Origin of the sequence: Actinomadura sp. NAK00032 (assembly GCF_013364275.1) — a bacterium.
Lineage (GTDB): Bacteria > Actinomycetota > Actinomycetes > Streptosporangiales > Streptosporangiaceae > Spirillospora.
Window position 1 is genome coordinate 2,297,966 of record NZ_CP054932.1, and the last position, 13,952, is coordinate 2,311,917.

The following is a 13,952-nucleotide window of genomic DNA, read 5'->3' on the forward strand; positions in this document are numbered from 1 at the left end:
GGACGCGGAAACGCGGGGGAAACGTCCGGCCGGGTTGCATCGCTCCGCGTCCGGCCGGAACGGTTCCGGCCGGCGGACGAGGAGGAGACATGCGACTGCGGATCCTGGCGGCGCTGCCGCTCGCGCTGGCGCTGGCGCTGACCGGATGCGGCTCGGACGACGGCGGCGACGCCGGTGTGGCGTCGGCGGGCGGCACGAAGCAGCAGGGCGCGGCCGGCGGCGGAGCCAAGCCGAACCGGGACGAGATGGGCGTGAAGTTCGCCCAGTGCATGCGCGAGCACGGCGTCGACATGGACGACCCCCAGCCCGGCAAGGGCGTCCAGCTCAAGGTCAAGGGCAACAAGGAGACCGTCGACAAGGCGATGGAGGCGTGCCGGCAGTACAACCCGCAGGCGAACGCGACCGGTGCGCCCGACCCGCAGATGCAGGAGCGGGCGCGCAAGCACGCCGAATGCATGCGGCAGCACGGCGTGGAGGCGTTCCCCGACCCGAAGCCGGGCCAGCGCGGCATCCGGATCGACGCGAAGGTCGGCGAGGACCCCGACTTCGAGGCCGCCCAGCAGGAGTGCCAGAAGATCCTCCAGGGCGGGAAGTGATGGGCGGGACGGCCGTGGACGAGAGCGCCCCGGCACGGGAGCGGCCCGCGCGCACCCGCCGCCGGCGGCCCCGGCCGCTGCTCGCGCTCGGGGTCGCCGCGCTGGTCGCGGCCGGCGGCGGGGTGGCGGCCGCGGCGGCGCTCGGCGGCGGCGACTCCGGCGGCGGGACGGACCCGGCGCTGCCGCCCGCCACCGCGAAGGTGGCGCGGCAGACGCTCAACGACGCCCAGACCGAGGACGGGCAGCTCGGCTACGGTCCGACGTCCGCCGTGACGAGCCAGCTGCGCGGCACGCTGACCAAGCTCCCCGAGAGCGGCGCCGAGATCACCCGCGGCCACGAGCTGTACGAAGTGGACGGCGACCCGGTCGTGCTGATGTACGGGTCGCGGCCGTCCTACCGGCCGCTGAAGGCGGGCACCGAGGGCGCGGACGTGAAGCGGTTCGAGAAGAACCTCAGCGCGCTCGGGTACGGCGGCTTCACCGTGGACGACGAGTACACCGCCGACACCGCCGACGCCGTCCGGGAATGGCAGGAGGACATCGGCGTCGCGGAGACCGGGACCGTCGAGCTCGGCCGCGTCGTGTTCGCGGACGGGCCCGTCCGGGTCGACAGCGTGCAGGCGAGCGCGGGCGAGCCGGCCGCGCCCGGCAAGAAGGTGCTCACCCGCACGGGCACCGGCCAGGCCGTGACGGTCGCACTGGACACCGCCGACCAGCGGATGGCGAGGAAGGGCGCGAAGGTCACCGTGACGCTGCCGGAGAACGAGACCGTCACGGCGGAGATCGATGAGGTCACGACGGTGATCGAGCCGGGCGAGCAGGGTCAGGACCCGGCGACGAAGGTCGAGGTGACGATCTGGCTCGACACGGCGAAGGCGAAGAAGTCCGCCGCGCGGTACGCGCTCGCCTCGGTCGATGTCACGTTCACCGCGGGCAAGCGCGAGGACGTTCTGACGGTCCCGGTGACCGCGCTGGTCGCGCTGAGCGAGGGCGGCTTCGGCGTGGAGGTCGTCAAGGGCGCGGCCTCCTCGTACGTCCCGGTCGAGACGGGCCTGTTCGCGGACGGCAAGGTCGAGATCTCCGGGCCCGGGATCACCGCGGGCACCGTCGTGGGGGTGCCGAAATGATCGCGCTGCGGGACGTGGTGAAGCGGTATCCGGGCGGCGTGCACGCGCTCGCCGGGGTGTCGCTGCACATCGGCGCGGGCGAGCTGGTCGCGATCGTCGGGCCGTCCGGGTCGGGCAAGTCGACGATGCTGAACGTCCTCGGCACGCTGGACCGGCCGACGTCGGGCAGCGTCCACATCGACGGGCACGACGTGGGGCGGCTCACCGACGCCAAGCTGTCGGCGCTCCGCGCGACCCGCATCGGGTTCGTGTTCCAGCACTTCCACCTGGCGGCGGGGACGCGCGCGATCGACAACGTCGCGGACGGGCTGCTCTACACCGGGCTCCGCGCGGCGGCGCGGCGGCGGCGGGCCGCGGCGGCGCTGGAGCGGGTCGGGCTCGGCCACCGGCTGGACCACGAACCGCACGAGCTGTCGGGCGGGGAGCGGCAGCGGGTCGCGATCGCGCGGGCGGTGGCGGGGGAGCCCGCGCTGCTGCTCGCCGACGAGCCCACCGGCGCGCTGGACTCGGCGTCCGGGGACGGGGTGATGGCGCTGCTGCGCGAGCTGCACGCCGCCGGCACCACCGTCGTGATCATCACGCACGACCGGGAGATCGCGGCCGGGCTGCCGCGCCGCGTCCGGATGCGCGACGGCCGCGTCGTCGCCGACTCCGCGCTCACCGGGGCGGCGCAGGCCGACCCAGCGCAGGCCGAGGCGGCCCTTTCCGAGGCCGCCCTTCCCGAGGCGGCGCAGTGACGGCCGCCGGGACGCTGCGGCCCGCGCGGCTGTGGCCGGGGGACGTGGTCAAGGTCGGCGCGGTCGGGCTCCGGACACGTCCGATGCGGGCGTTCCTGTCCGCGCTCGGCATCGCGATCGGGATCGCCGCGATGGTCGCCGTCGTCGGCGTGTCCTCCTCGTCCCGCGCGGAGCTGGACCGGGCCCTCGCCGCGCTCGGCACGAACCTGCTGACGGTGTCGCCGGGCAGCACCCTCACCGGCGAGAAGGCGCAGCTGCCGCTGGAGTCGGAGCGGATGGTGGCCCGCATCGCCCCGGTCCGGGAGGTGTCGGCGATCGGGCTGCTGGACGAGGCGAAGGTCTACCGGTCCGGCAAGGTGCCCGCGACCGAGACCAGCGGGATCGCGACGTACGCGGCCCGCACCGGGCTGCGCGCCGCGACGGGCGCGGAGCTGAGCCGCGGCGTGTGGCTGAGCGCCGCGACCGGGAGGTTCCCCGCGGTGGTGCTCGGCGCGAAGGCCGCCGAGCGGCTCGGCATCGGGCACGCCTCCCCGGACGTGCAGGTGCTCGTCGGCGGCCACCGGTTCACCGTGATCGGGATCCTCGCGCCGGTGCCGCTGGCGCCGGAGCTGGACACCGCGGCGCTGGTCGGCTGGCCCGCCGCGCGGAGCGTGCTCGGCTTCGACGGGCATCCGACGACGATCTACACCCGGTCGGCGGACGCGAGCGTCGAGGACGTCCGGGACGTGCTCGGCCCGACCGCGAACCCGGCGGCGCCGAACGAGGTGGAGGTGTCGCGGCCGTCGGACGCGCTCGCGGCGCGGCAGGCGGCGGGCGAGGCGTTCACCGGGCTGCTGCTCGGCCTCGGCGCGGTCGCGCTGCTCGTCGGCGGCGTCGGGGTCGCCAACACCATGGTGATCTCGGTGCTGGAGCGCCGCGCGGAGATCGGGCTGCGCCGCTCCCTCGGCGCGACCCGCGGCCAGATCCGCACCCAGTTCCTCGCCGAGTCGCTGCTGCTGTCGGCGCTCGGCGGGGTCGGCGGCGCGCTGATCGGGTCGCTGGTGACCGCCGGCTACGCCCTCTACCAGGGGTGGCCGGTGGTGATCCCGGCCTGGGCGGTGCTCGGCGGCGTCGCGGCCACGCTGGTCATCGGCGCGGCGGCGGGGCTGTACCCGGCGGTCCGGGCGTCCCGGCTCAGCCCCACCGAGGCGCTCGCCGCCACCTGAGCCTGGGGGCGGGCATGGACGGAGCGGGACGGGTGAGATCTCCGGTATGGGTAACGCGGAGACCGAGCCCGTCACGCTCGTGGTCACCTGGGACGTCAGGCCCGGCCGGGAGCGCGACTTCGAGGAATGGGCAGAGGGCCTCCACCGGGTCGCGTCCGAGCATCCGGGGCACCGGGGCGCGACGTGGCTGCGCGCCGAGGGGGCGCGGCACCGGTACTACACCGTCGTCCACTTCGCCGGCCAGGACGCCCTCGACCGGTGGCTGCGGTCGCCGGAGCGGGCCGAGTGGATCGACCGGGTCCGCGGCATCGCCGACGAGCACCATCTGGACACCACCGGGCTGGAGACGTGGTTCAGCCTGCCCGGGGAGTCGGTCCCGGCACCGTCCAAGGCGAAGATGATCGTCGTGACGTTCTGCGCGGTGTATCCGCTCAGCCTGCTGCTGAACGCGTTCGCCACCCCGCTGACGAAGTCGTGGCCGGTGCCGCTGCAGGCGCTGACGTTCCCGGTGATCGTGATCCCGCTGCTCACCGTGGTGATCATGCCCGGCCTCAGCCGGCTGCTGCGGCGCTGGCTGTACCCGGCCGGGCGGATCCACCGCCCCGCCCGGCCGGGCCGCTGACCCGCCGCGCGGCGGGCCGGGAGAGGCCCGCGGTCAGGCGAGCAGGTCGCGCAGCTCCTGGACGGCCTCGCGCAGCCTGTCCGCGAACGCGTACATGGCGTCCGCGACGGGCCGCGGCGTGCTCAGGTAGAGGTTGAAGCGGTCCGGCAGCAGGACGTAGGCGATCCCGATGCACTGCTCGCTGGTCGACCCGAACCCGAAGTACCGGATGTTGACCGACGGCGCCGAGCTGGTGCTCAGGTAGTCGTCCCGCATCGTGACCCAGCCGGGCGAGTCGAACAGCGGGAGCGGCCCGGTGACGCCGAGGTCGGCGCCGCGCCGCTTGGCGATCAGCTGCAGCTCCCACAGGTGCTGCTCGGGGGCCTGCCCGGCCTGGCACTCCTTCGCGCGGCGCACGTGCGCCTCGGCGGCGGCGCGGAACGCGTTCCGGCGCGCCTCCCGGTCGGCCGCCGGGTCGTCCATCGCCGCGACGAAGCGCAGCACCTCCGGGGTGACGACCCGCATCGCCTCGGTGCGGCCGTGCCGGTACTGGCGCGTCGCGATCGACTCGTAGGTGGTGCCGGTGAGGCCCTTCGCGCGCTTGTGGGCGAGCTGGTAGGCCATCTGGACGAACGCGTCCGGCGACGTCTTCAGCCGCTTGGCCTCGGCGGCGCCGAAGTCCTCGAACGAGACGGCGGCCGTGGCGGTCGCGGCGGCGTAGCCGGCGAAGGCGGCCGCCGCCTTCCCGATGTCGCGCCGCAGGTCCTCGTCCAGGGCGAACCGGATCGGCTCGATCGCGGGGAGGCCCTGCGCGGCGGCGCCCGACCGCCGCGACAGCTCCCCGGCCGGCGTGCCGAGCAGCGCGTCGACGAAGCTGAGGATCGTGGTGCCGTCCAGCCCGCAGTGCTCGACGTTGATGCCCGCGGTGCCGTCGCCGAACACGATGAAGGACACCGCCTTGTCGAACCAGCGGTTGCCGCTGTCGCCGTGGAGCAGGTGGTCGCAGGCGTCGAGGGTGTCCGCCGGGGCGAAGTCCTCCAGGCAGACGCAGAACAGCGCCGTCTCGACCTCGTCCAGGGCCTTGGCGTTGCCGAGGTCCAGCAGCGCGTCGCGGCTCGCCGCCCACTCGGCGCGGGCCTTGGTGGTGAGGTGCCCGGCGGACGGCTCCTCCGCCGCCTCCGCCTTCAGGATCGTGCCGAGGCCCGCCCGCAGCTCGTCGAGGGTGTGGGGGAGGCCGTCCGGGCCGAGGACGTCCATCCGGAACATGGTGCCGCGGAAGAACACCACGATGTGGCGGGCGTCGGACGGGCCCGGCCACGCGTCGGTGTAGGGCGCGCGGACGGTGTCCTGCTCGGCGCCGGGGATGCGGGTCGCCGAGAACAGGAACCGGTTCTGCACCATCGACAGCGGGCGGCCGCGCTGCACGACCGGCGGGATGCGCTCGCCGTCCAGCCGCAGCTTGTAGTCGAGCGCCCCGGCGATGAGCCCGGCCGCGCGCTCGGCCTGGCCCTCCGGCGACTCCTTGAACAGGAAGAAGAAGTTGGCGTTCAGCGCGATCCGGTCGCGCCGGCCGAGGTAGCGGTACGGCCAGAACGTGTCGAGCCAGCTGTGCACGCCCTCGGCGGCGTCGTAGCGCTCGAGCGCGGCGTGCAGCGTCCGGCCGGGGCCGCCGGGCCGGACGAACGCGGCCAGCGCCGACTCCGTCCGGGCCCGCTCGTCCTCGGTCAGCAGCGGCCCGCACCACTCCATGAACCGCTCGCAGGTCGCGTCGAGCGTGGGCAGCGGCACGCGCGGCAGCCCCGCCTCGTTGCCGAAGGTGCGGGACGAGAGTTCTTCGCTGGCGTTCACTTCGTTCCTCTGCTGTCTGTGCCGGAGCTGCTGTCTGTGCCGGAGTCGCCGTAGGCGCGTGGCCCGCCGCCTCAGCCGGCCGGCTTGGAAATGTAGAGCTGCGCGTAGAACCAGCCGTCGGTCTCCAGCCCGCCCGGGTCGACGCCGACCTCGGCGAGCCGCTCCAGGACGGACGCCTGCTCCTCGCGCGTCGCGAACCGCCGCTGCCGGAACAGGCCGTCGCGGCGGACGGTCTCGTACCCGGCGGCGGCGAGGGTGTCGGCGATCGGGTCGAACGGGAACATGCGCAGGACGAAATGCGCCATCCACGGTAGCCGCCCCCCGGTGCGCTCCCCGGTGCGCTCTCCGGTGCGCTCTCCTGCGGCGTCGACGATCCGGGCGATGGTGCGCTCGGTGACGTAGCCGAGGCAGCCGGTGGAGACGACCAGGTCGGCCGCCGCGAGCCGGGTCCGCTGCTCGCCGGTCGGCTCGCCGTTCTCCAGGTCGGCGTGGACGGCGCCGTCCAGGAAACCGGCGTCCAGCGCGTAGGCGAGGGCGCTGTCGGAGGCGTCGAGGCCGAGGAAGCGGACGCGGTTCGCCGGTGCGCCCGCATCGACCAGCTCCCGGTCGAGGGTCACCAGGGCGGCGCGCGTCCGCCGGTGGGCGTCGCGGCCGCTGTAGCGCTCGTACAGTTCGGCCATGGTGGCGCCGTGTTTCACCAGGGCCGCGTTGATCCCGTACGAGCAGCCGATGTCCAGGACGGTCGGGACCGGAACGCCGCGCGTCTCCCGGTATTCGGCGATGAGCCGCTGGAAATGCGGTTTGGCCAGTTCCGGGATGTTGTAGTCGAGATCGCGGAGCGTGCTGAAATAGGCGCGGGGATCGGGCCGCGTGTAGATGTGGTCGAGCGAGATCTTGCCGGTCGTGTCGACGCGCAACGGCGGGCCTCCTAGTCGAGCAGCTGGTCCACCCGGACGGCGCGCCCCTCCGCCGCCAGGTGCTCGGGCAGGACGCGGCCGAAGAGCTGCCTCGTGCGCGCGACGCTGCCGATGACCCCCGGGCGCTCGCTGTAGGCGAAGATCGCCGTGTGCCGCGCCGTGTCCCCCCGGACCGTGCTCACCCGGTGCAGCGAGTACCGGCCCTTGAACAGCTGCAGGTCGCCGGGACGCAGCGTCAGCCGGCGGACGAGGCGCTCGCCGCGGCCGGTCAGCACGTCCCGGACGTCGGCGAGGTTCTCCCGCTCCGCCGTCCTGATGTTCGGGCAGTACTCGAAGACGCCCCCGTCCTCGGGCTCCTGCGTGAGCAGGCTGACGGTGAACTCGTTGGTGTCGAAGTGCCAGGGGTGCTCCATCCCGGGGCCGACCACGTTGAGGACCAGCCCCGACAGCGGGTCGGCCAGCTCGTGCACGCGCGGCAGTCCGAAGCAGCTCGCCACGAACCGCTGGAGAAGCCCGTTCGCGTAGAGCCGGTGGATCACGGCGTCCGCCGGGACGCGGTCGCGCGCGACGAACGCGTTGCCCCGCTGGACCGTGATGCGGCCCGGATGACCGTCCGGCAAAGGCGTGCCGATGTCGATGTTGTAGGCGTTCACCGTTTCGACGTCATAATGCGCGGACGGCGCGATCTCCGCACATTCCGTGCGCAGTACGTCCCGCAATGCGGGGCGAATGAAGTCGGGCAGCACGCAGCACCCGGTTTTGGCCAGCTCGGCGCGCGTGTGCGAAACGGCCGCGGCCCAGCCGGGGCCGTCCGGCTCGGCGAGCGGATGGCGTTCCGTGTCGGCCACCTGTGCGAGAGACTCCGCCGCGCCCATGACGTTCCTTCCGCGTCGCCGAACCCAAGACGGGTTTTAGCACAGTCCTTCCGGGAATTCATGGCCCGCCTTTCCGGGGCGGTTTGTCAGAATTCGATAAGCCCGGCCCGTGACCTGTGGATTCGAACGTTCCGCCGCGCGCGCCGCGACGGCGCCGGGTGTGTCCCATCTCACCCGCCGTGCGCGGCGGTGCCCCGCGGCGGGTAGGACCGGGGCACAGAGGGAGTGACAGGGGGAGCGACAGGGGGCGGTCGTGCAGACCTTTCTGCCGTACGCGGACTTCGCCGCCACGGCCCGGGCACTGGACCGGCGGCGGCTCGGCAAGCAGCGCGTCGAGACGATCCAGGTGCTGCGCGCGCTCACGGTGCCCGGTTACGGCTGGCGGCACCACCCGGCCGCGCTGATGTGGACGGGCTACGAGGAGGCGCTCGTCCGGTACGGCCTGGAGATGTGCGCCCGGTGGTGCGACCTCGGCCACGCCGACACCTGCGCCGCGACCCTGGCGGCCGACCTCGCCGGGGCACGGGGCGTGCGGGAGCCGCGCGGGCAGGAGCGGCTCGCCGCCGCGGGCGAGCTGCCGCCCTGGCTGGGCGACCCGGCGTTCCATCTGAGCCACCGCTCGGCGCTCGTCCGCAAGGACCCCGCCTTCTACGGGCCCGAGTTCCCCGGCGTCCCGGACGACCTGCCCTACGTCTGGCCCGACTCGGACCGGCGCCCCAGCGTGCAGGACGCGCCGCGGGGCGGCGGGGGCGGGCCTCATGGCGGGGACGAGGGCGGGTAGGTACCCCGCGACCGCACGGACGAGGGGTCCCGGAGGACGGTGAGCCGATGCTGAGGGAGCTGGTGGCGGAGAGCCACCTGATGTCCATGGAGCAGCTGCCGGGCGCGGCCGCCCGGCACGCCGCCGACGTGGGCCTGCACGACGTGGTGATCTACGTCTCCGACCTCCAGCAGAACGTCCTGCGGCTGCTGACCGGCAGGGGCCCGGACGCCGGTGCCGACCCCGGCGGCGAGATCCCGGAACTGAAGATCGAGGGCACCGTCGCGGGCCGGGCGTTCCAGACCATGGCATCGGTGGTCGGGCAGACCTTCGGCGACGGGACCTGCCACTACTGGCTGCCGATCCTCGACGGCACCGAGCGGCTCGGTGTGGTCCGGGCGACCATCCGCCGGGACGACCCGCGGGCCAGGGACGACGCCGACTACCTGGCCGGGATGATCGCGCTGATCGTCGTCAGCAAGGGCCCCTACAGCGACTCGTTCTCCCGGCTGGTGCGCACGCGGGAGATGACGGTGTCGGCGGAGATGCAGTGGCGGCTGCTGCCGCCGCTGACGTTCGCCAACGACCAGGTGGTGATCAGCGCGGCGCTGGAGCCCGCCTACAACCTCGGCGGCGACACCTTCGACTACGCGCTGGCGGGCGAGACCGTGCACTTCGGGGTCTTCGACGCCATGGGGCACGACACCACGGCGGGGCTGACCTCCAGCCTCGCCGTCGCCGCGTTCCGCAACCACCGGCTGCAGGGCGCCGACCTCCTGGGGGTCGGGCAGGGGATCGAGGAGGTGCTGGCCGAGCAGGACAGCAGCGGACGCTTCGTGACGTCCGTCCTGGGGGAGCTCGACCTGCGGTCCGGCGTGCTGTCCTGGGCGTCCTACGGGCATCCCCCGCCGGTGATCATCCGCAAGGGGCGCTGGGTGACCAGGCTCGAATGCCGCCCCGGCACGCCGCTCGGCACCGGCCTCGGCGTCGAGCCGGCGCTGTGCACCGAGCAGCTCGAACCGGGTGACCGCATCCTGCTCTACACCGACGGCATCGTGGAGGCCCGCGACCCGGGCAAGCGGGAGTTCGGGCTGGCCCGCTTCGTCGATTTCATCATCAAGCGGGAGGCCGACGGGCTGGCGGCACCGGAGACGTTGCGCCGCCTGATCCACAGCATCCTGGCGCACCACGCGGGGCGGCTGGACGACGACGCCACCGTCCTGCTCCTCGAATGGCACGGCTGGGGCGGGCGGCAGGCCGCGCTGCAGGCGATCCGGCAGACCTGAGCCGGCCGGCGGACCCGAGCTAGCCGGCTCCGAGGGCCGCCATCAGCATCGGGTACGCCTGGTGCAGGTCGCGCTGCCAGTACGGCCAGTCGTGCTGCCCGTCGAAGAAGCGCACGGTCACCGGGATGCCGAGGGCGCGCAGCCGGGCCGTGAACGCGCGCGCGTTGCCGTTCGCGGCGGCCTCCACCGGATCGGTGAACGGCAGCCCGCCGAGCGACCCCGCCCTTCCGTTGCCGCTCGCCACCCACAGCCGGACGCCGCGCAGCCGCCCGGCGATGTCCGTCGGATTGTGCGCACGCCAGATCGCCGCCTGGTCGTCGGGGTCGCCCCAGACGCGCCGCCAGTCGGTGCCGGGGCAGGCGAACGACGGTCCCCAGCCGGTCGAGTCGTCGCCCGGCTCGTGGCCGTGGAGGGTGTCCACGTACCCGCTGAACGACGCGGCGGCCCTGAACATGCCGGGGTGGCGGGCCGCGTACAGCATGGCGCCGAGACCGCCCATGGAATTGCCCGCGACCACCCGGGCGGTGCCGGCGCGGTAATCGCGTTCGAGAATGCGGCGGAGTTCGGTCAGGTGGAACGTCTCCCAGCGCGGGGAGCCGCCGCGCCCGTAGTTCCACCAGTCGGAGTAGTTGCCGCAGCGGCCGCCGTTCGGCATGACGACGATGGCGCCGCTGCCCGCGGTGAGCCGGGCGACGTCGGTGTCGCGCGTCCAGGCGGTGTAGTCGTCGACGCCGCCGTGCAGCAGCCACAGCGTGGGCCAGGTGCGGTGCGCGTCCCGCGACCAGCCGCGGGGGAGCAGGAGGCGGACCTTCTGCCGGCCGTCCATGGCCGGCGAGGCGATGGTCAGGTCCAGGGTGCGGGACGCGACGGACCGCTCGGCGACGACCCGCGCGCCGGTGGCGGAGGCGCCCGCGAGCACGGGGGAGGCGAGCACCAGGGAAGCGGCCGGCGGGAGTGCGGGGAGGAGCAGTGCGAAGGCCGCCGAGCATGCGGCGGGGGTGCTGCGGCGAAGCAATGGGGGCCTTCCGGAAACACCGGCGGGATGGGCCGGCCTTGGCGGGAAAGGGGAGCGCCGTGGTGCGGTCTTTTCTCTCCCTATACGTATTGGGTTCCCGTGCGCCGCCATTGTGAAGCGCCAATCAAAAACTGTATAAAATGCATTCTCCGAGGCCCGACGCGCGAGCGCCGGACGCCCGTCGCGGGCGTCCGGCGCTCGTCCGGGCGGGCTTAGGCGTCCGGCATCGGCTGGGGCGGGGGCCCCTGGACGTAGCGGACGGCCCACCGCACCAGCCGTCGCCCGACCCCGTACAGGATCAGCGCCACGCCGGCCAGCGGCAGGATCAGCAGGATGATCTGCAGCCCGGAGGTGACCAGTTCGAGCGCCCCGGCCCCGTGCGCCGCCTCGGCGCCGAGCCGCCGCATCATCATCCAGTCTTTGGCGACGAGCGCCGGGACCTGGCTGACGATGAGCCCGATCTGGAAGACCAGCAGCGGGATGACGGTCAGCACCCACACCGTGACGAAGACCTGCGGCCAGCGCTTGAGCTCGTCCAGCCGCGCGTCGGCGGGGCGGCGCAGCAGCGCCCGGCGCAGGATCGGCCCGATGTACTTGAACAGGTCGGGGATGCCGACCAGGTCGGACATGATGTAGTACCCGTCGAACCGGAGCGTCGGCAGGAGCTGCTGCATCATCTCCAGGTTGACGTAGAGGACGGCGACGAGCAGCGGCTCGAACCCCGTCTGCAGGTACGCCAGCGTCAGCCCCACCACGAAGATGGCGTTGAAGTACACCCCGGCGAGGTCGGCGCGCAGCCGGCCGGCCCGCCCGAGCCGGTACGACTCGGTGATGTCGGTGTAGAACGCGGGCCAGACCAGGTAGATCCCGCAGCCCATGACCCCCGGCCGGACGCCCCCGTACCGGCAGGCGGTGGCGTGCCCGACCTCGTGGAACGCGCACGACGCGATGCCGAGGGCGAGGATCAGCAGGATGCTGACCGGGTTCATGATCGCCGTGGTGATGGCGCCGGCCACCGAGTGGCTGGTGAGCAGCCACGCCTCGCTGACCGCGAACGCGACGAGCATCATGGCGATCGCGACCGGCCGGAACAGCCAGCAGAACAGCCCGCCGACGAACCAGGTGAACGACTCGGGCATGACCGCGACCCGCCACCGCAGCGCGAGCCACGGGTCGGCCTTCACGGGCGCGGGCGCCGTGCCGTCGCTGTAGGTGGTGACGCCGAGCGGGGCGAGCTTGCGGTCGGCGAGGTAGACGATCTGCTCGCCGGTGAGCTGGGCGCCGGCCTCCTCGGTGACGGCCGCGGCCACCCGGTCGAGCGCCTGCGCGACGTCCGCGCCGGCGAGGTCGCGGTGCTCGTGCAGCGCCTTGGCGACCAGGAACAGCAGCGGCGGCAGCCGGACGAGCTGGCCGTCCGGCAGCCGCACCAGCTGCGGCGGCTCCCGGTAGCCGGAGTTCTTGAACTCGCCGACCATCTCGGCGCCGTCGACGAGGGCGGGCAGGGTGAGGGCGGCGGGCCGCCCGCCGCCCGCCACGTCAGGGGTCGCGGGAGAGCCCATCAGTGGTGCTCGACCACGGTGGCCGGGACGCAGGTCATCGTGGAGTAGGCCGGCTGGGCGAACAGCCCGCTGCCGAGCAGCCCCGTGGTGCCCGAGGAGTACGTCGCCTGGCAGGCGTACATGACGACCGTGTCGCCGCCGGAGGACAGCGCGAGCCGGGGTGGCAGGACCTCGCCCGAGAGCTGGTCCAGATCGCTGTACGAAAGTTTCTGAGGGTTCATGGCTCCCTTTCGGGATCAGTCCGTTGACCGCATGTTCATCGAGGAAAAGGGGGAAGGGCTGGCGCGTGAACGCCAGCCCTTCCGGTGCGGGCCGAAACCCGCGGTGTCAGACCTGAGCTCAGCCGTTGAGCGCGGCGCTGGCCGGCGTGCAGATCTGCGAGTTGGCCGCCGGCGACGTCTGCCACAGGGTGAGGAGGCCCATCTGCGGCTGGTTGGAGTTGGCGGAGCACGAGCTGGTGGTCACCGTGTGACCGTCGTCGCCGCCGTTGTCGCCGTGGTTGGCGTTGAGGTTGAAGTTGTGGTTGTCGTCGTCGCCGCCACCGACGAGAAGGGTGGACAGCACGGCCCGCTCGGGCAGAACCTCGCCGGCCAGCTTGTCCAGCTCGGTGTAGCTGAAGGACTTCATGTGGTTCCTTTTCTTCCTTGTCACGCCCGGATCTCAAGGTGGATACCGGATGTCCCTTCCTCGCCACAGGGTCGCAGCGAGGTAGCTCTACGTATAGCACGTGTGACGGTCCGTGGCCAAGCGTGACGTGTCCAGCCGCTTCCGCGCGTCGTTTCGCGTACCGGCGCATGAGGCCGCCCTGCTGGGTAGGACGGGCTACGCCCGCACATGATCAGGAGGAGGACGGGAATGGCCGAAAGCAGCTTCAGCATCGACGTGGCGGCGATCCGGGAACGCGCCCGGCGCAAGATGACCGACGGGCCGGTGACGGCCGGCTACGGCAGGAGCGCCGAGGAGGTCATCGGGGTCCTCAACGACGTCCTCGCCACCGAGATCGTCTGCTGGATGCGCTACGCGCAGCACGCGATCAGCGCGACCGGGATCGACCGGGCGCAGGTCGCCGCGGAGTTCGCGGAGCACGCCGCGGAGGAGCGCGACCACGCGATGCGCGCCGCCGAGCGCATCAGCCAGCTCGGCGGCGACCCCGACTTCGACCCCGAGACCCTCGCCCGGCGCTCCCACACCACCTACGCGACGTTCGACGACGGCGACCTGCGCGGCATGCTGCAGGAGAACCTGGTCGCCGAGCGGATCGTCATCGAGTCCTACCAGGAGATCATCCGCTGGCTCGGCGACGGCGACGTCACGACGCGCCGCATCATGGAGGACATCCTCGCCGAGGAGGAGGAGCACGCCGACGACCTGATGGACCTGCTGGGCAACTGAGGGTTCACCCGGCGCACTCGGGTATGCGAGCCGC

Annotated in this window: 15 protein-coding genes; 8 read left to right on the top strand and 7 right to left on the bottom strand. The window is 73.1% G+C overall.

The window, feature by feature from the left end; translation table 11 throughout:
- Window positions 1-89 precede the first annotated feature (89 nt).
- Genes HUT06_RS10755 through HUT06_RS10775 form a run of 5 tightly spaced genes read left to right on the top strand, consistent with a single transcriptional unit; the run spans window position 90 to window position 4,287 of the window.
- Window positions 90-596 carry a hypothetical protein gene (locus tag HUT06_RS10755; RefSeq protein ID WP_176195587.1) on the top strand — a complete coding sequence of 169 codons (507 nt, stop codon included), beginning with the start codon at window positions 90-92 and terminating at the stop codon, window positions 594-596.
- Complete coding sequence (locus HUT06_RS10760) at window positions 596-1,723, top strand: peptidoglycan-binding domain-containing protein (protein ID WP_176195588.1); 1,128 nt, start codon at window positions 596-598, stop codon at window positions 1,721-1,723. The genes HUT06_RS10755 and HUT06_RS10760 overlap by 1 nt, the downstream gene beginning before the upstream one ends.
- A complete protein-coding gene (locus HUT06_RS10765) occupies window positions 1,720-2,460 on the top strand; it encodes an ABC transporter ATP-binding protein (RefSeq protein WP_176195589.1) in 741 nt (246 codons plus the stop codon). The genes HUT06_RS10760 and HUT06_RS10765 overlap by 4 nt, the downstream gene beginning before the upstream one ends.
- Window positions 2,457-3,665, top strand: a complete 1,209-nt coding sequence (locus HUT06_RS10770; protein WP_254715105.1) for an ABC transporter permease — start codon at window positions 2,457-2,459, stop codon at window positions 3,663-3,665. The genes HUT06_RS10765 and HUT06_RS10770 overlap by 4 nt, the downstream gene beginning before the upstream one ends.
- Window positions 3,666-3,711: 46 nt before the next feature.
- Window positions 3,712-4,287, top strand: a complete 576-nt coding sequence (locus tag HUT06_RS10775; RefSeq protein ID WP_176195590.1) for an antibiotic biosynthesis monooxygenase — start codon at window positions 3,712-3,714, stop codon at window positions 4,285-4,287.
- Between the two features lie 33 nt (window positions 4,288-4,320).
- Here the strand turns inward: HUT06_RS10775 and HUT06_RS10780 are convergent, their stop codons facing one another.
- The 3 genes from HUT06_RS10780 to HUT06_RS10790 form a co-directional block, all read right to left on the bottom strand.
- A complete protein-coding gene (locus HUT06_RS10780) occupies window positions 4,321-6,114 on the bottom strand; it encodes a choline/carnitine O-acyltransferase (RefSeq protein WP_176195591.1) in 1,794 nt (597 codons plus the stop codon).
- A 71-nt stretch (window positions 6,115-6,185) separates the two neighbouring features.
- Window positions 6,186-7,031 (bottom strand): class I SAM-dependent methyltransferase, encoded by an 846-nt coding sequence (locus tag HUT06_RS10785; RefSeq protein WP_176195592.1) that lies wholly within the window; start codon window positions 7,029-7,031, stop codon window positions 6,186-6,188.
- A gap of 11 nt (window positions 7,032-7,042) precedes the next feature.
- Window positions 7,043-7,906 carry an arpA protein gene (locus HUT06_RS10790; RefSeq protein WP_176195593.1) on the bottom strand — a complete coding sequence of 288 codons (864 nt, stop codon included), beginning with the start codon at window positions 7,904-7,906 and terminating at the stop codon, window positions 7,043-7,045.
- 253 nt (window positions 7,907-8,159) lie between these two features.
- Between HUT06_RS10790 and HUT06_RS10795 the strand changes: the two genes are divergently transcribed.
- Both HUT06_RS10795 and HUT06_RS10800 read left to right on the top strand, forming a co-directional pair.
- Entirely contained in the window at window positions 8,160-8,687 is a 528-nt protein-coding gene (locus HUT06_RS10795) for an MSMEG_6728 family protein (protein WP_176195594.1), read from the top strand.
- Between the two features lie 47 nt (window positions 8,688-8,734).
- Window positions 8,735-9,952: a PP2C family protein-serine/threonine phosphatase gene (locus HUT06_RS10800; protein ID WP_176195595.1), complete on the top strand. Its 1,218-nt coding sequence runs from the start codon at window positions 8,735-8,737 to the stop codon at window positions 9,950-9,952.
- 19 nt (window positions 9,953-9,971) lie between these two features.
- Here the strand turns inward: HUT06_RS10800 and HUT06_RS10805 are convergent, their stop codons facing one another.
- The 4 genes from HUT06_RS10805 to HUT06_RS10820 form a co-directional block, all read right to left on the bottom strand.
- Window positions 9,972-10,886, bottom strand: coding sequence for an alpha/beta hydrolase family protein (locus tag HUT06_RS10805; protein ID WP_254715106.1), 915 nt, complete (start codon window positions 10,884-10,886; stop codon window positions 9,972-9,974).
- A gap of 293 nt (window positions 10,887-11,179) precedes the next feature.
- On the bottom strand, window positions 11,180-12,526 hold the full coding sequence (locus HUT06_RS10810; RefSeq protein ID WP_176195597.1) for a hypothetical protein: 1,347 nt from the start codon (window positions 12,524-12,526) through the stop codon (window positions 11,180-11,182).
- Window positions 12,526-12,747, bottom strand: coding sequence for a hypothetical protein (locus tag HUT06_RS10815; RefSeq protein ID WP_176195598.1), 222 nt, complete (start codon window positions 12,745-12,747; stop codon window positions 12,526-12,528). The genes HUT06_RS10810 and HUT06_RS10815 overlap by 1 nt, the downstream gene beginning before the upstream one ends.
- A gap of 118 nt (window positions 12,748-12,865) precedes the next feature.
- Window positions 12,866-13,153 (bottom strand): hypothetical protein, encoded by a 288-nt coding sequence (locus HUT06_RS10820; RefSeq protein ID WP_176195599.1) that lies wholly within the window; start codon window positions 13,151-13,153, stop codon window positions 12,866-12,868.
- Window positions 13,154-13,381: 228 nt separating this feature from the next.
- Here HUT06_RS10820 and HUT06_RS10825 point away from each other — a divergent pair, with 228 nt between their 5' ends.
- Window positions 13,382-13,918, top strand: a complete 537-nt coding sequence (locus HUT06_RS10825) for a bacterioferritin (protein WP_176195600.1) — start codon at window positions 13,382-13,384, stop codon at window positions 13,916-13,918.
- The last annotated feature ends 34 nt before the right edge of the window (window positions 13,919-13,952 follow it).